Origin of the sequence: Nonomuraea sp. CA-218870 (assembly GCF_050936535.1) — a bacterium.
GTDB classification, from domain to species: domain Bacteria; phylum Actinomycetota; class Actinomycetes; order Streptosporangiales; family Streptosporangiaceae; genus Nonomuraea; species Nonomuraea corallina.
Window position 1 is genome coordinate 4,047,948 of the sequence record NZ_JBNJMN010000001.1, and the last position, 16,049, is coordinate 4,063,996.

The following is a 16,049-nucleotide window of genomic DNA, read 5'->3' on the forward strand; positions in this document are numbered from 1 at the left end:
CCCTGGGGGCAGTCTGCCAGCCGGCCGGCCGCCGCTCCAGGGTGCCACCCCCCCGAGACCGGAAGGCCTCCGGCTCGCCGTCAGTCGCCGAACCGGGACAGCTTCCCGTGAGCGCGCGCGTACCGCAGAGCCCACCCGAACAGCGCCACCGCCGCCCCCACGCACGCCACGCTCAGCCCGGCCGCCCACGCCATCCGGTCCCACGGCACCGCGCCGCCCGCCATGACCGTGCGCATCCCCTCGAACACGTGGGACGCGGGCGTGAACCACGCCACCACCCGCAGCGGCTCCGGCAGCACCGAGACCGGGTAGAAGATCCCGGCCAGCGGCTGCACCACGAACACCAGCGACCAGGCGATCACCTGGGCGTTCTCGCCGAACCGGAGCACCGCCGAGATGCCGACCAGCCCGAGCGACCAGCCGAACACCAGCAGCACCCCCATGAACGGCACCAGCCCCACACCCAGCCCCGTCACCCCGAACCCGTACAGCGCGTAGGCCAGCCCCGCCATCACCGCGACCGCGAACACCACCTTGCCCAGCGAGAACAGCACCAGGCCCGCCAGGTACTCGACGCTCGACAGCGGGCTCACCTGCACGTTCAGCAGGTTCCTGGACCAGATGTCCTCCAGGAACGCGATCGAGATCTCGTTGCTCGCCTTCTGCAGCACCTGCCACAGCAGCACGGCCCCGATCAGGAACGTGACCACGAACGGCACCCGCTGGGTCTGCAGGAACAGCGTCACGAACCCCCACAGCAGCAGCTCCACCGTCGGCCAGAACAGGATCTCGAACATCCTGATCGGGCTGCGGCGCAGCGCCGCGAAGTCGCGCCGCACCACGCCGAGGATCCGCTGCCACCGCGCCGGCCAGCCGAGCGGCGGCAGCGTCATGGCCGTCATCCGCGCGCCACCTTCAGGAACACCTCTTCCAGGTCCTCGGCCCCGTAGTGGCCGGCCAGCTCGGCCGGCGTCCCGGTGGCCACGATCCGCCCCGCCGCCATGAAGTGGATGCGGTCGCACATCCGTTCCACCTCGCGCATGTTGTGCGAGGTGATCAGCATCGCGCCGCCGTCCTCCCGCGACACCCGCGACAGCAGGGCGCGGATCCGGTCGCCCGCGTCCGGGTCCAGGTTGGCCGTCGGCTCGTCCAGCACCAGCAGCCGCGGCGCGTTCAGCAGCGCCTTGGCCAGCTGCACGCGGGTGCGCTGACCGGACGACAGGTCCATCATCCGCCGGTCGCGCAGCGGCCCCAGCTCCAGCAGCTCGATCATCTCCGCCACCCGCGCACGGGGCCGCCGCACCGCGTACAGGCGGGCGAACGCGTCCAGCACCTCGTGCACCAGCAGCGGCCCCGGCAGGTCCACGTAGCTCGCGGCGAAGTTGACCTGGCTGAGCACCTCGGTGCGGTGCCGCGCCAGATCCAGCCCGAACACCCGCACCTGGCCCGCGTCGGGAGTGATCAACCCGAGCAGCATGTGCAGCGTCGTCGACTTGCCGGCGCCGTTGAGCCCCAGCAGCCCCACGACCTCCCCGTCGCCGACCTCGAAACTCAGCCCGTCGACCGCGAGAACCGGGCCGAACCGCTTGACCAGCTCGATCGCCTCCAGGATGGCCACCGCCTCAGACTGCGGTGCCCGGAGCACTCAGCGCAAAGGGTTTTCCTCCAGCATGGCCAGCAGGTCCCACTCGTTCTCGCACACCCGCCGGCCGATCGCCGCCAGCTCCACCGACCGCGACTCGCCGGACAGGTGCCGCCGCGCCTGCACGGCGCAGATGACCCCCCACTTGAGCACCCCGAACGTCTCCCACCAGCGCAGGGCCTCCCGGTCCACCGGGTGTCCCGACGCCTTCTCGTACGCGGTCACGAGGTCGTCGTAGGACCCGAAGCCGCCCACCGGCAGCGGCGACCCGAACCGCCACGCCTTGACGCACAGCCAGCCGAGGTCCTCCATCGGGTCGCCCACGTGCGCCAGCTCCCAGTCGAGCACCGCCCGGACGCCCTCAGGGCCGACGATCAGGTTGCCGTTGCGGAAGTCGCCGTGCACCACGGTCCGCCGGCCGCTGTCCGGCCGCGCGGCGGCCAGCCTGCGCAGCGCCAGCTCGAAGACCGGATGCGGCTCCCCGGTCGCGTCCAGCGCCTCCCGGTACTGATTCAGCGCGTCACCGGAAGCACCGGAGCCGCCCCGACCGGCGGTCTGGGGGAGCGCCGACACCGGCATCCGGTGGATCGCCGCCAGCGCCTCCCCGCACTGCCCCGCCAGCCTCGGCAGAGCCTCCCGGTAGGCGTCGTCGCGCAGGATCCGCCGCGGGATCGTCTCACCCTCGATCCGCTCCATGAGCACGTACGCGTCACCCTCGGCCAGCACGCCGGGCACCGGAACCCCGGCCTCCCGCGCGGCCCGCATCAGCCGCGCCTCCGCGCTCAGCCCGGCGCCCAGCCCGCCCTCGGCCCCCGACCGCAGGATCAGCGGATGCCGCACCCCGTCGGGCGTGACCGCGTCCAGCGCCCACGTCTCCCGCGACGCCCCGCCGGGCAGCCGCACCAGTCCCTCGACCGAGGCCCCGCCGCCGAAGGCCTCCCGCACCACCGCGCCGGCGTCCGTCATCGGAGACCGAACTCCCAGTTGCCCCCGCCCGCGTACTCGCCGAGGATCCGCCGCCCCACCGAGTCGACGTGCACCTCGTCCGGCCCGTCGTAGATCCGCCCGGCCCGCGCGTGCCGGTACATCCGGTCCAGCGGCGTGTCCGGCGTCAGCCCCGCCGCCCCGTACACCTGGATCGCCCGGTCGATCACGTTGTGCAGCACCCGCGCCCCGACGACCTTGATCGCGCCGATCTCCACCCGCGCGTCGCCCCCGGCGTCCACCGCCTGCGCCGCCTGCAGCGTCAGCAGCCGCGCCGCCTGGATCTCCGCGTACGAGTCGAACACGTGCTGGCGCATCAGCTGCTTCTTCGCCAGCGGCTCGCCGAACGCGGTCCGCTCGTGCAGCCGCCGGCACATCAGGTCGAACGCCCGCTGCGCCTGCCCCAGCCACCGCATGCAGTGGAAGATCCGCCCCGGCCCGAGCCGCTTCTGCGCGATCACGAACCCGTGCCCGCGCCGCCCCAGCAGGTTGCCCGCCGGGACCCGCACGTCCTCGTACCGCACCTCGCAGTGCGAGCCGTGCAGCCCGAGCACCGGCGTGTCGCGCACGATCGTGTAGCCCGGCGTGTCCGTCGGCACGAGGATCATCGAGAACGCCAGGTGCGGCGGCCCGTCGTCCTCGGTCCGGCACATCACGGTCGTGTACGCCGCCTGCGACGCGCCCGTGGTGAACCACTTGTGCCCGTTGACCACCCACTCGTCGCCGTCGAGCACCGCCCGCGTCGCGAGCTGCGTCGGGTCGCTGCTCGACACCGCCGGCTCGGTCATCGCGAAACTCGGCGAGATCTCGGCCCGCACCAGCGGCGCCAGATAGCGCTCCCGCTGCTCGCCGGTCGCGTGCTCGTACAGCATGAGCGAGTCCTGCAAGGTGTACGTGCCGAGCGCGAGCTGCCCGTACTCGCTGCGTCCCTGCACCTCGTTGACGTACACGTAGTCGAGGAACGGCAGCCCGCCGCCGCCGAGCTCCTTCGGGTGGCCGAGCGCCCAGAGCCCTTCCTTCTTCGCCTCCTCCTGCAGCTCGCGGAGCGCCTCCCGGCCGCCCTCGTGCAGCGCGGGCTCGGCCGGCTCCACCCGCTCGGTCATGAACGCGTACACGGCATCCCGCAACGGGCGGACCCTGTCAGGAACGGCGAAACTCATGCAAGGATCTCAACCGAAAACGACTGTCCGGTCAACGGAGAACGGCATGCATGACGCCCCGACATCCGCCCAGATGGTCGCCGCGGTCCGCGAGTTCCTCGCCTCCGACGTGCTCCCGGCGACCGAGGGCCGGGTCCGCTTCCACACCAGGGTCGCGATCAACGTCCTTGCCATGGTCGAACGCGAGATCGAGCTCGGCCCGTCCCAGGCCCTCGACCACGAGACCCGCCTGGCCGCCCTCGGCGTCGCCTCCGACGCCGAGCTCGCCGCCGCGATCCGCGATGGCCGCCTCGACGACAACCCCATGCTGACGCCCTTCCTCCGCGACGCCGTACGAGCCAAACTCGCGGTCGCCAACCCTGACTACCGCTGAAATTTTCAGCCCGTACGAACCAGCTTCGGAAAGCCCTTTCCCCAGCTCATTCCCAGGTAGGCCCGCACACTTCGGGGCCTTGACAATGCGTCGTCATTGGCGTCGCCTCTCGTTGTCAGATACCGTCATCCGCACGGAGCGCTCCCACCCCCGGCCCCCTACCGGAAGACGGAGACCGCACAATGTCCCACGCCGGACTTCGCCACCGGGCGCGGCGCATCCTCGCCCTGCTCCTCGCCACGGTGACCCTCCTCGCCCTGCCCCTGACCGGCACCGCCTCGGCGCACGGCTCGGTCGTCGACCCCGCCTCCCGCAACTACGGCTGCTGGCTGCGCTGGGGCAGCGACTTCCAGAACCCCGCCATGCAGCAGATCGACCCCATGTGCTGGCAGGCCTGGCAGGACAACACCAACGCCATGTGGAACTGGAACGGCCTCTACCGCGACAACGTCGGCGGCAACCACCAGGCCGCCGTCCCGGACGGCCAGCTCTGCAGCGCCGGCCGCACCCAGGACGGCCGCTACCGGTCCATGGACACCCCCGGCGCCTGGACCACGACGAGCCTCGGCAGCTCGTTCAACCTGCGGCTGAACGACCAGGCCCGCCACGGCGCCGACTACATCAGGGTCTACATCACCCGCCAGGGCTACGACGCCACCACCACCCCGCTGGCCTGGAACCACCTGGAACTCGTCCGCGAGACCCCCCGGTACGCCCCCGCCGAGAACTACCTGATCACCGGCCTGACCAAGGGCTCCCGCACCGGCCGCCACGTCGTCTACACGATCTGGAAGGCGTCCCACATGGACCAGACGTACTACTTCTGCAGCGACGTCACGTTCAGCTGACCTGGGTGCGTTTCGTGAGCGGTCACGCGCATGGACACGTGGCCGCTCGCGGAGTTGTGATGGCGATCCGCCTCACTCATCCGCCGTAGCGGGCCTTCTCCGCCGCCCTCTATGGATTGCCTTGGTCTTCGACGACGAAGCTTCCCATTCCTGGCTCGGTATAGATCAGGCCGTCCTCGCGGAGTTTCCTGTAGACCTTCTGCGCGGTCACGTTGGCGATCTGAAACTCTGCCACCAGCTCCAGCACGGTGGGGATCTTGGCGCCAGGAGAGTACGCACCGGTCTCGATCCGAACCCGGATGATCTCGTACACCTGGCGCCACTTGGGGCGATTGGGCCTCAGCCTGCGTCCTGATCGTCCCCATCCCGGGCGTGGAGGACGCTTACGCGGTGCGTGACTCGAAGAACCCGGATGCCGGGACGCTCCGGTTCACCGGTGACGAGCTTCGCGCCGCCGGCCTGTCCATCCTTTAGACCTCACCCGCGAAGACGGCGGTCCCTGCCTGATCTCAGCAAGCAGGGGCCGCCGCCCCCCCAGACCTTACCGGGAGCGCCTCACCATGCACTGGCACGCCTATCACTGGACAGGCCCGGGAGTGGAACGTGCCAACGAGGCCGACCGCCGCCCCACCTCACCCGGTTTCCCCGCCTCCCTGCTGCCGCCCATGCGCACCGGCGACTGGCTGCTCAAGCCCAGGTCCCGGATGGCCGCCACCTTCGAAGGGGTGGCACCGGCGGTCGCGTGGCTGGCCGACGAGTACGGCAAGACACGCACGGCGCTGCCGCTGCCGGACCGGGTCCCGGTCGAGGAGCGACTGGAGACCGCTCGGGACCTGCTGTCACGGGGCGTGGACGTGCAGTGGGGCGAGTGGTTGCACGGCGGCCGGTTCGTCACCCTCGGCATGATCTGCTGCCCGAACCGGCACGTTCCCCATCCATGTCCTGCCCAGGGCCGCTCTTCTTCCGCGTCCGCCGGGCTGTGAGGGTGGCCCGACGGAGGGTCAGTGGGAGCCCCTGGCTGCCCGCTGCCTCTTTTCGGCGAGCGAGCGTCATGCGCCGAACCGGCCGCTACGTAGTGGGGCGACCGACTCCACCAAGCCGGCCCTCTCCAGCGCGCTGAGCACGTCCCGGATCGTCGCCGGCGGGTTGACGCGGGAGTCCACGATCTGTTGGACACAGGCCCACACGATCCGGTCGTCCAGTTCGATCTGATCAAGGATGAAGTCGTCCGGCGACTGGGCCTCCATATCCCAGGTAGTTAGTTCCTCCGCCGGGAAGTCCTTGATATTGGATGTGACAATGATCCGGGCGCCCGCCTTGATCGCGGCCTCGAGTCGTCCACTTGGCTTGCACGATGTCGGCCTGGGCGATGCGGATGAGGAGATCCCGGAGAGTGTTGCCGTAGAGGACATTGGCGTCGTGGACCACGACGAAGGCCACGTCAGATCCCCAACTCCTGGCCGGGAGCGGCGAGGTCATCGGCAGCGGACCGCCGCTTCAGATCATCACGTCGTTTGTACGCCATGAGATCCTCAACGGTGATGCGACGGTGCTTTCCCACCATCCGGTAGGGGATGGCGCCATCCTCCAGCAATCCGATCAGGTACGGCCGGGACACGTTCAGCATGTCCGCCGCCTGCTGGGTGGTGAGTTCGGCGTGGGACGGAACAACCGACACACCCCGGCCCTGCGCGGCCTGAGCCAGGATGTACGCCAGCAGACTCACGGCGTCACGCGGGAGAATCAGGGCTTCTTCGTTGCCGACCTCCCCGGCAACCGGGATGACCTCCTTCTCGGGATGTCTCATCAGATAGTCCTTGATCCGTCTGACGGCTCGGGCCGCGACCTGGGCGTCCATCGACCCGGGCTCGATCGAGCGCTTGACTTGGATGCCTGCCATGGTGACTCCTTCCCTACAATCGCATTATCCGCAACAATCGAAACAAGTGCAATCAAGGCTTGTGCGGCGCGGCGTCAAGCCCGTGTCACGGATGGCTGCCGCCTTCGAAGAGGTGGCCGCGGCGGTGACGTCGACCGGCATGTCCCCATCCGTGTCTGACGCAGGGCCGGTCTTCTTCCGCGTTCCCGGGCTGTGAGGTGGTCCGACGGCAGGAGGGTCAGTGAGAGCCCCCGGCTGCCTGCCGCCGGAGCGATGCAGGGCTCTGGGATCGCTTGCCGGCAGATGCGCTCCGATCGAGCACCGACCTTAGTTGATCTTGAGCGCGGGATGACAGGACCCGTTCTGCCAGAATCTTGGCGAATAAGACGAACATCTAGCGGCGTTCGAGGACTGACAGTGCCCACGCCGAGGATTTCCGAGAAGGGATGACGATGTCAGCTGAGCGGAAGCCGACTGCCGTAAGACAGTTGCGGCTCGTGGTGGAGGCGGAGGACTACGAAGCGGCCGTCGCCTTCTACCGGGATGTGCTGGGCTTGCCGGAGCAGGCGGCCTTCTCCGGAGGTGACGGAGCCGAGGTGGTCATCCTGGAGGCGGGACGGGCGACGCTGGAGATCGCCAACCCGGCGCAGAAACGGATGATCGACGACGTGGAGGTGGGCCGTCAGGTGGCGCCCAAGTTCCGGGTCGCGTTCGAGGTGGACGACACGCGGGAGACGACCGACCGCCTGCTGTCCGCCGGGGCCGACGAGGTCGCGCCGCCCACCGTCACGCCCTGGCAGTCGTTGAACGCCCGCCTCGACGCCCCCGGCGGTCTGCACATCACGGTCTTCCAGGAGCTGAAGAGTCTTGAGGAACGGGAGACGCTCGACGGATTCGGCACCGGGAGCTGACGGCTCCCGTCTTGTTCAACCGGTCCGTACGGTGAAGGACAGGAGGAGCGCGGCGGTCCGCTCCGGGTCCTGGAGGATGGGCGTGTGGCCGACACCGGGCAGCAGCTCGACCCGCGCGCCGGGGACGGCGAGGTAGTCGGCGGCGGAGGAAGCCCGCCACCTGCGGTCGTCCTCGCCGAAGATCACCAGTAACGGCCTGCCGAGGACCGCGAGCCGGTCCGGGAGCGGCTGCTGCCGCAGATAGTCCGTGGTGCCGTTCAAGAACGCCCGCGGGATCTGGTAGCCGGCGCGGCTGAACCCGGTGCTCGCGAACCGGCGGATCTGCTCGTCGGTCGGCGGCCACTGCGCGGGGCTGATGGCGGCCTCCGATGGGATGAAGGCGTCCAGCGCCCATGGAGCCGGTTCCGGTCATAGCTCGGTCTGGCAAGTCGCATTCCGCCAGCAAGTGATCACTAATTTCGCTCTTGTCGAGTGATCATGCAAAGGTTACGCTTTGTCCGTTTGCTCTACAGCTCTGAGCCGAGCGAGTCAGGCGTCCCAGTTGCTGGCGGCCGGATGGGGTTGACGGTCGGCGTCTTTTGATGCCTCGTTGGGTCGGAGAGTGATGGCGCATGCGCCGGACTTTGGCATGGGCTCGTTCGGCTTGGTTTATCTCCTTTATGCTGGCGGCTCTCCTGCCGGGGCTGTTTACACTTTCAGTTGGACCCGCACAGGCTAATCCCCTTGTAGCGGCCACGGACTACGCCGCCCAGGGCGAGTTAGTCGTACCGGTGCAGATGAGGGGAACGTCCGGCGTTCTGCCAAGTGTGGTAAGTAAATCGGCCACTCACGTCCAGGACGTGGCCGAACGGCATGAGCACGTCACGCAGGCGCCGGTGCGCGGCGCTCTGCCATTGGAGGACCGGCTTCCTTCGACAGGCGAGACGGCTGCAAGGGGCCTGCCATCCGGCGTCATCCGCGCCGAGCAACGCGAGCAGGCGGTCCTGGGCTGGCCACTGATCGACGACACGTATCCGGAACACGGCACACTCGTGGGAACGGTGACGCCCCTCCTCACTGTCGAGGCCACCAGCATGGGCGGGGGGACCCAAGCTGATTTCGATTTCTTCTACAACGTATGCGAAGTACTGGAAGAAGAGGAAGCCGGGAATCCGCCACCCACCCCGGAGTGCTTCCAGTCGGGCAGGCAGCAGGGAAAGAACACCTGGCGTGTCCCGGCGGGCAGGCTCAAATGGGGTCAGCAATACGAATGGTGGGTGCGGGTTGTCGACCCCGCGACCAACAGTTCAGATCAGAGCGACAGGCAGTCGTTCACCACCGGCGCGCGTCAACCATTGAGCAGTTCCCTCCTCGGAACATCGGGATCCGGTGAGTTCTCCTCGATCCTCGGAAATTACGCGACGACAGTAACGGACGCACAGGTATCTGTAGCCGGCCCCCCTCTTGCCGTGACCAGGACATACAACAGCCTGGACACCCGGACGGAAGGAATCTTCGGTGCGGGCTGGTCGACCGTCTGGGACATGAAGTTGGTGGAAGAACCCGAGGGGCTCCTGGCTCACTATCCCGACGGCCGACGGCTGCGCTTCGCTGACAAGGGAGACGGCACTTACCAACCACCTCCTGGAATGCACGCCCTGCTGGCCGAAGTGGACGGTGGTGGCTGGCGCCTCATGGACAAGTCGTCGACCAGCTTCTACTTCGACTCCTCCGGACGGCTGCAGCGTATATCAGACGCACGGGGGCGTGAGCAGACCTTGGAGTACGGCAGTGACGGCAAGATGAGCCGCGCCACAGCCACGGGAGGGCGGTCCCTGCACTTCACCTGGTCGGGCTCACGAGTGGCGACGGTGTCCACCGATCCGGTGGATGGCGAGAGCGCCACCTGGACCTACAGCTACAGCGGCGACATCCTCACATCGGTTTGCGCTCCGGTCGCCGCGCCGAACTGTGCGACCTACTCCTACCAGGATGGATCACGCTACAGGGGACTCGTCCGCGACTCCGACCCCGTCGGCTACTGGCGCCTTGGAGACGCTCAGTACGACCCGGCGGCCAACGAGGGCAGTGACGGGCGTGCCGGCGTCTACAAAAGCGTGACCCCGGGCCGGCCCGGTGCCTTGGGGGGTAGTACGGACACCGCCGGCGGTTTTAGTAAGTCGTATGTCCAACTACCGTTCTATCTGTTGTCGCGGCTCCAGGACCGAGTCTCCATCGAGGCTTGGTTCAAGACCTCGCAGAACGGCATCATCTTGTCCGCAGGTGAGCTCGGTTACGAGTTCGGGGCGACTGAGCCTGTGGTGTATGTCGGTACCGATGGACGACTCCGCGGTCAGATGGGTTTCGTCAGTAACAGCAGTGGATCGGGGTTGTACACGCCCGTCACGAGCCCGGGACCGGTCAATGACGACCAGTGGCACCACGTCGTGCTGAATGTCGATGGGGCACGGCAGCAGCTTTTCCTGGACGGCCAGTCCGTGGGGGTGCTCAACGGAACTCTTGAGCCCCGATTCCGAGCCGAGGCCTTCATCGGTAGTGGCGATCGCGCGAGCCGATGGTCGATCGATACGCCCGGAGGGCCCAATACCTCTGGTGCCTTCGCCTTCAAGGGCTCGATCGATGAGTTCGCCATCTACGGCAAACCTCTTCCCGAGGCCGAAATCCAGGGGCACTACGCGGCTCGTGTCGTTGCGCCGAACAAGCTGAAGAAGATCACCCGGCCTTCGGGACGGGTTTGGGCGGAGAACACCTACGACACAACCACTGATCGCCTCAAGGCGCACACCGACCACCACGGAGGGACTTGGCAGCTCGGCAAGCCGAGTTTCGACTGGACGACAAAGATTGCCACCGTCAAGGTCACCGATCCGCGCAACGGCGCGGTTACCTACGGATATGACGAATGGCGTGGCAACCGTATCGTTCACGAGATCGACCAGGACAACTTCAAGGCCGAGTACAAGTACGATACCGGCGGCTTCCTGAGCAAAATCACAGATCGGAACGGTAACGTATCCCGTCAATACAATGACAAACGCGGCAACGTGCTCAGCGTCAAGACCTGCCGAACCACAGATACGTGCTATCGAGAATACGCCACCTATCACGTGGACGAGGATGACGAGTTCGATCCGCTGAACGACCGCCAGCTCACCTATCGAAACGCGCGCTCGTCGAGCGAGACGGACAACAGATACCTCACCAGGATCGAGTACAACGAGTACGGCGAGCAGATCAAGGAGACGACCCCCGCCACCACCGACTTCCCCAACGGTCGATCGATCACGGTGGCCTACACCGACGGAACCGAACCGGCCGTCAACAGCGGAACGGTTCCAGCCGGCCTGCTGAAGACCTGGACCGACCCGAAGAACAACACCTGGACCATGCGCTACACGGCATCCGGTGACCTAGGGGAGCAGACCGAGCCGACCGGGCTCGTGAGCCGGTTGGAGTACGACGCCCTCGGCCGTGTCACATCAAGCAGCCAGATCTCGCAAGCCCACCCCAATGGCGTGAAGACCACCTTCACCTACGACAACCTCGGCAGGCCACTAACCCAAACGGGGCCGGGGGTGGTCAACGAGATCACCGACGTCAGGCACACCGCTCAGATCCGCTACACCTACGACCCGGACGGCAACAATCTGACCGAGACCGTCGCCGACCTGACGGGTGGCGACCCCGAGCGCACCACCACCTACACCTACGACGCCCACGGCAACGGGGAAACCAGCACAGGCCCCGAGGGGGGCGTTGTCCGCAGCACCTGGAACAACCTCGGTCTGGTCGACACGATCACTGACGAAGTGGGCTCGATCTTCGGCCACACCTACACCAAGCGGGGAGAACTGGCCACCCGCACCCTCAAGAACTGGACGGGCAGCCCCGTCAACCCGCAGCCGGCCACCGAGATCGTGCTGGAATCGCGCTCCTACGACGCCGGCGGACGCCTCGCAGCCACCGCCGACGCGATGGGCCGCAAGACCTCCTACACGTACTACAACGACAACCGGCTCTCGCAGGTCATCGCGGACGACGTCAAGCTCAACGGTTCGACCACTCCCAGGGATGTCATCCTGGAGGCGAACACGTATGACGCCGCGGGCAACCTCACGCGCAAGGTGACGGGCGGCGGCATCACGCGTGCCGACTACGAGTACGACGCGGCCGGGAGGCTCTCCTCCACCGCCCTCGACCCCAGCTCGCTCAACCGGCGAACCGTCTTCGAGTACGACGCCAGCAACCTGACGACCAAGGAGACCCGCTCAGGCGCCGGCAGCACCCGCCAAGAGATCATCAGCTACGCCTACAACGCCGCGGGCATCAAGACACGCCAGACGGTCGAGAACGGCGACCAGGACCTCATCACCACGTGGACCGTGGACGACCGCGGGCTGGTCACGGCGGTGACCGATCCGCGAGGCAACGCGGACGGCGCGACAGCGGCGGACTTCACCGTCGACAACCGTTATGACGCGCTCGGCCGCCTCATCGAGGCCAAGGCGCCGACCGTTCAGGTCGAGAAGGCGGGTACGGCAGCGACCAGCGCGAGGCCGATCGTCCGCTCCGGCTACGACACGTCCGGCAACCAGACACACCAGGTGGATGCGGAAGGCCGCACTGTCACCACGGCCTACGACAAGGCCGGCCGAGTCGTGACGGTGACGTCCCCCGCCTACACCCCGCCAGGCGGCACGGCGCTCACACCGAAGATCACCCACCAATACGACCCGGCAGGGCGTCTTACCAAGACAACCGACCCGCGCGGCCACGACACCAGCTTCGACTACGACGCCCTCGGCAACCTGGTACGCACGACCGACCCAGGTCCATCGGGACCGGGCGGTGTCTACGTCGCGGAGTACGACCTCGTAGGCGAGCAACTAGTGGCCGTCGACCCCACCGGCGCCCGTGTCCAGGCGACCTACGATGACCTCGGCCGTAAGATCACCGAGACCGCGGTCGAGCGCAAGCCGACCAACGCGGCATTCACCACCACGTTCACCTACAACGACGCCAGCATCCTGACGAAGGCTGCCGCCCCCGGCAACAAGACCACCTCGTACGTGGTCAACGCCGCAGGCGAGGTCACCTCTGCGACCGACCCCGCCAACAACACCACCACGAACACCTACGACCTGGCAGGCCGGCTGCTGCAGGTGCGTGACGCCACGCTCAACGCCACCGCCACCAGCTACGACCTTGCTGGTCGCCCCATCGAGGTCAAGGACCTAAATGGCTCCGGCACCACCCTTCGCACGATCGGCCTCGGCTACGACCCGGCCGGCAACGTGATCAGCGAGACCTCCGCCGAGCAGCACACCGTCCGCCACGCCTACGACGCCCTCAACCGGCTCACCAGCCTCACCGAACCGGTCAAGGCGAACGAAGAGATCGTCACGCGCTTCGGCTACGACGCCTCGGGCGCCCGGACCCGCCTGACCGACGGCCGTGGCAACGCCACCTGGACCACCTACAACAGCCTCGGCCTCGTCGAGCGCGTGATCGAACCGGCGACCGCCCAGCATCCGAACGAAGCCGACCGTACCTGGACCTACAGCTACGACCAGGCCGGCAACAACACGGCGATTCTGCAGCCGGGCGGCGTCCGTATCGACCGCACCTACGACCACCTCGGCCGCCTCACCCAGGAGAACGGCGCAGGGGGCGGCACCACCACCGCGGAGCGCACCTTCGGCTACGACCCCGCCGACCGCCTGACGACCGCGGGTGACTACACGCTCGAGTACAACGACCGCGGCCTCCTCACCAAGATGACGTCGCCGTCGGGCCAGCCCATCACCATGGCCTACGACGCCAACGGCAACCTCACCCAGCGCGTGGACGCCGCCGGCACCGCGAACTTCACCTGGGACAACGCCAACCGTGCCGCCACCGCGACCGACCCGGTCACCGGCCGCACCTGGACCTACGGCTACGACAAGGCCAACCGCGTCACCAGCCTGACCTCCGCGAACCCGGCCAACATCCACTCCATCAGTTACGACGACATGGGCCGCGCCACGTCCCAGACCCTGAAGAGCGGCTCCGGCAGCGAGTTGGCCAAGGTCACCTATGGCTGGGACCTCGACGACAACCTCACCACCAAGACCACAACCGGCTTGGCCGGGGCTGGCACGAATACCTACGGCTACGACCACGCCAACCGGCTTACTTCCTGGACGGCGCCCAACGGCACCACCACCGCTTACGAATGGGACGCCGCCGGAAACCGCACCAAGGCCGGTGACAAGACCTACACCTACGACGAACGTAACCGCCTGACCTCCGGCGACGGCACGGACTACAGCTACTCTGCCCGCGGCACGCTCGCGAGCCAGACCAAGGCAGGCGTCACCACCCAACTCACCTTCGACGCCTTCGACCGTCTGATCGCTGACGGCGACAGCCTCTACAGCTACGACGTCTTCGACCGCGTTACCAGTCGCATCCGCGGCACTACTAATCAGACCTTCGCCTACTCCGGCCTCGGCAACGACCTGGCCGCCATTAACGCCGGCGGAGCAGTCCAGGCTAAGTACGCCCGCGACCCCTTCGGCGCACTTCTCGGACTTCAGGAAGGAGCCACCCCGGCAACTGCTGCGTTCAGCGACATTCATGATGACCTAGTCGGTACCTTCACTGGCACCGGTGTAACCGGCTCTACTGCATTCGGTCCATTCGGAGAGATCACTGCAGAGACAGGTTCCAAGGCAAGCCTCGGCTATCAGGGCGAGTACACCGATCCGGACACCGGAAAGGTGAACATGCATGCCCGCTGGTATCAGCCTGGTACCGGCACTTTCGCCAGCCGTGACACGGCAAGTCTCAGTCCGAACCCATCCGTCCAGGCCAACCGCTACACCTACGCCAATGCTTCACCGTTGACCGGCACGGACCCGACCGGTCACTCCACAGTCCGGAGCTCCTTCGGAGGGCCGGGGGGCTGGGGCGATACTTCGCCCGGCTACTCGGGCAATCTCTGCGGCATATCCGAGGGTATTGACGTATGCGGCGGCAGTGGTGGGGACGGGGGCTTGGCCGTCGGCTATTCGTACAGCGGAGGCGGGCCTATCGCATGCGTCGGGACCTACGGCCTGGCGCTATGTAGTCCTATTAACTTCAATGTTATATATGCTTTCCCGGAGGCAGAGCGCCAAAAGCGTAATATCCTGCCTAATGGATTGAACGCACCATCTGGGTTCTGGTCGGCAAGCAGAAGAGATCGTGTTGCCTTAGAAGCTGCCGCATCCACTCCCCACATGACCGAAGACGATGTAACGTTCTTGTGGGGCGTAATTCTGGGTCCACAGGCCGCTGGTGGTTCAGCTTGGGCTGTGCAGGATCCTGACCATTCCCGACCGTATACAGTCTGGTGGAACGGTAAGTCTATCACCTTTCCATCGATAGGGGCGGCCATCAAATATATAAACGAGATGGCCGAAAAGGGTGAGCGTAAGGGTGGCATCTGCCTGCATCCGGACTGCATAGACCAAGGGGGTTATTGGATCGGCAGAACAGAAGAAATTCTAGAAGAAGAGTACTGTGGTAGAAAAAGTAGTATCTGTCGAGCTGACCCCGATCGAGCGCATCAAGAAAGTCGCGTGCGCCACCTCTTGCTGAAATTCGGCTTTAGTGCTTTCTCGATGATGCTTTGGAATGGAGAAACAGGATTAGGTCAGCAAGGGGTTAATACGGGTATTTATATTCTTGTGGACAAAAACGGGTCACCGCTCAAAGTGGGCAGAAGTACTAATCGGACCTTTGACCAAAGGCAGGGAGATTACAATAACAATCAGACGTGTAAAGCTCTAGGAGGTTGTAAAGTGATGAGAATCATAGCTACAAGAGACTTGAACCAGATCTTCGGACTTGAGGATATCTTTTTCGATGTGGGTGTTGAATTAGGGGCGTGGGCACTGCATGACAAGTTCAATGGGCAGCGACCTATTGCGGTCAATTCAGAGAATCGTCCATATTGGGTTACAGAGGGGTTGAAGAAATTGCGCCAGATGTCCGTAGGGCTACGCCTTCCTCCCGGTACGACTCTGAAACCAAGACCTGGGCAATATCAGATTCGCCCAGGGGGGATCGGCTCTGGAACCTTTGGGACGTACTCGAAGGGCTCTTCCAGTCGCTGGGGAGCTCCTCGAATAGTAATCGGAGGAACTGACAGGGGTATTAAATAGAGTCGCGGGCAGGGCGAGGACTCGAATTATTGTGTTATACGGTCGAGATAGTGAGGCGCG

14 protein-coding genes are annotated in these 16,049 nt (G+C 66.2%); 6 read left to right on the forward strand and 8 right to left on the reverse strand.

The genetic code is table 11. From position 1 onward, the window contains the following. Positions 1-80: 80 nt before the first annotated feature. From ACQEUU_RS19580 to ACQEUU_RS19595, 4 genes are read right to left on the reverse strand one after another with little or no spacing between them, the layout of a single operon-like run. Positions 81-902, reverse strand: a complete 822-nt coding sequence (locus ACQEUU_RS19580) for an ABC transporter permease (protein WP_433067902.1) — start codon at positions 900-902, stop codon at positions 81-83. Further along, positions 899-1,618 (reverse strand): ABC transporter ATP-binding protein, encoded by a 720-nt coding sequence (locus ACQEUU_RS19585; RefSeq protein ID WP_433067904.1) that lies wholly within the window; start codon positions 1,616-1,618, stop codon positions 899-901. The genes ACQEUU_RS19580 and ACQEUU_RS19585 overlap by 4 nt, the downstream gene beginning before the upstream one ends. A gap of 27 nt (positions 1,619-1,645) precedes the next feature. Beyond that, positions 1,646-2,608: a phosphotransferase family protein gene (locus ACQEUU_RS19590; RefSeq protein WP_433067906.1), complete on the reverse strand. Its 963-nt coding sequence runs from the start codon at positions 2,606-2,608 to the stop codon at positions 1,646-1,648. After that, on the reverse strand, positions 2,605-3,786 hold the full coding sequence (locus ACQEUU_RS19595; protein WP_433067907.1) for an acyl-CoA dehydrogenase family protein: 1,182 nt from the start codon (positions 3,784-3,786) through the stop codon (positions 2,605-2,607). Before ACQEUU_RS19595 ends, ACQEUU_RS19590 begins: the two co-directional genes overlap by 4 nt. Before the next feature lie 46 nt (positions 3,787-3,832). Here ACQEUU_RS19595 and ACQEUU_RS19600 point away from each other — a divergent pair, with 46 nt between their 5' ends. Then, entirely contained in the window at positions 3,833-4,159 is a 327-nt protein-coding gene (locus ACQEUU_RS19600) for a DUF6285 domain-containing protein (RefSeq protein WP_433067909.1), read from the forward strand. Between the two features lie 182 nt (positions 4,160-4,341). Then, complete coding sequence (locus ACQEUU_RS19605; protein WP_433067911.1) at positions 4,342-5,007, forward strand: lytic polysaccharide monooxygenase auxiliary activity family 9 protein; 666 nt, start codon at positions 4,342-4,344, stop codon at positions 5,005-5,007. A 109-nt stretch (positions 5,008-5,116) separates the two neighbouring features. On the opposite strand, the gene ACQEUU_RS19610 is transcribed toward ACQEUU_RS19605, so the two are convergent. After that, positions 5,117-5,320, reverse strand: coding sequence for a GntR family transcriptional regulator (locus ACQEUU_RS19610; RefSeq protein WP_433067912.1), 204 nt, complete (start codon positions 5,318-5,320; stop codon positions 5,117-5,119). Between the two features lie 41 nt (positions 5,321-5,361). On the opposite strand from ACQEUU_RS19610, the gene ACQEUU_RS19615 reads away from it, so the two are divergent. Together ACQEUU_RS19615 and ACQEUU_RS19620 are read left to right on the forward strand one after the other, a co-directional pair. Further along, the gene (locus tag ACQEUU_RS19615) at positions 5,362-5,481 is read left to right on the forward strand and encodes a DUF397 domain-containing protein (RefSeq protein ID WP_433071899.1); all 120 of its coding nucleotides are present in this window, start codon (positions 5,362-5,364) and stop codon (positions 5,479-5,481) included. A gap of 122 nt (positions 5,482-5,603) precedes the next feature. After that, positions 5,604-5,990 (forward strand): hypothetical protein, encoded by a 387-nt coding sequence (locus ACQEUU_RS19620; protein WP_433067914.1) that lies wholly within the window; start codon positions 5,604-5,606, stop codon positions 5,988-5,990. A 66-nt stretch (positions 5,991-6,056) separates the two neighbouring features. Here ACQEUU_RS19620 and ACQEUU_RS19625 read toward each other — a convergent pair whose 3' ends face one another. Together ACQEUU_RS19625 and ACQEUU_RS19630 are read right to left on the reverse strand one after the other, a co-directional pair. Further along, on the reverse strand, positions 6,057-6,419 hold the full coding sequence (locus ACQEUU_RS19625) for a hypothetical protein (RefSeq protein ID WP_433067916.1): 363 nt from the start codon (positions 6,417-6,419) through the stop codon (positions 6,057-6,059). Positions 6,420-6,448: 29 nt separating this feature from the next. Then, positions 6,449-6,907, reverse strand: a complete 459-nt coding sequence (locus ACQEUU_RS19630; protein ID WP_433067918.1) for a helix-turn-helix domain-containing protein — start codon at positions 6,905-6,907, stop codon at positions 6,449-6,451. 431 nt (positions 6,908-7,338) lie between these two features. Between ACQEUU_RS19630 and ACQEUU_RS19635 the strand changes: the two genes are divergently transcribed. Continuing rightward, positions 7,339-7,797, forward strand: a complete 459-nt coding sequence (locus ACQEUU_RS19635) for a VOC family protein (protein WP_433067920.1) — start codon at positions 7,339-7,341, stop codon at positions 7,795-7,797. 15 nt (positions 7,798-7,812) lie between these two features. On the opposite strand, the gene ACQEUU_RS19640 is transcribed toward ACQEUU_RS19635, so the two are convergent. Then, complete coding sequence (locus tag ACQEUU_RS19640) at positions 7,813-8,184, reverse strand: alpha/beta fold hydrolase (RefSeq protein WP_433071901.1); 372 nt, start codon at positions 8,182-8,184, stop codon at positions 7,813-7,815. Positions 8,185-8,636: 452 nt separating this feature from the next. Here ACQEUU_RS19640 and ACQEUU_RS19645 point away from each other — a divergent pair, with 452 nt between their 5' ends. Further along, on the forward strand, positions 8,637-15,989 hold the full coding sequence (locus ACQEUU_RS19645; RefSeq protein ID WP_433067922.1) for a LamG-like jellyroll fold domain-containing protein: 7,353 nt from the start codon (positions 8,637-8,639) through the stop codon (positions 15,987-15,989). The last annotated feature ends 60 nt before the right edge of the window (positions 15,990-16,049 follow it).

Coding starts and splice junctions, on each gene's coding strand:
- ACQEUU_RS19625 (WP_433067916.1), bottom strand. CDS start 6,419: ATGTCCTCTACGGCAACACTCTCCGGGATCTCCTCATCCGCATCGCCC.
- ACQEUU_RS19605 (WP_433067911.1), top strand. CDS start 4,342: ATGTCCCACGCCGGACTTCGCCACCGGGCGCGGCGCATCCTCGCCCTG.
- ACQEUU_RS19595 (WP_433067907.1), bottom strand. CDS start 3,786: ATGAGTTTCGCCGTTCCTGACAGGGTCCGCCCGTTGCGGGATGCCGTG.
- ACQEUU_RS19580 (WP_433067902.1), bottom strand. CDS start 902: ATGACGGCCATGACGCTGCCGCCGCTCGGCTGGCCGGCGCGGTGGCAG.
- ACQEUU_RS19635 (WP_433067920.1), top strand. CDS start 7,339: ATGTCAGCTGAGCGGAAGCCGACTGCCGTAAGACAGTTGCGGCTCGTG.
- ACQEUU_RS19590 (WP_433067906.1), bottom strand. CDS start 2,608: ATGACGGACGCCGGCGCGGTGGTGCGGGAGGCCTTCGGCGGCGGGGCC.
- ACQEUU_RS19630 (WP_433067918.1), bottom strand. CDS start 6,907: ATGGCAGGCATCCAAGTCAAGCGCTCGATCGAGCCCGGGTCGATGGAC.
- ACQEUU_RS19600 (WP_433067909.1), top strand. CDS start 3,833: ATGCATGACGCCCCGACATCCGCCCAGATGGTCGCCGCGGTCCGCGAG.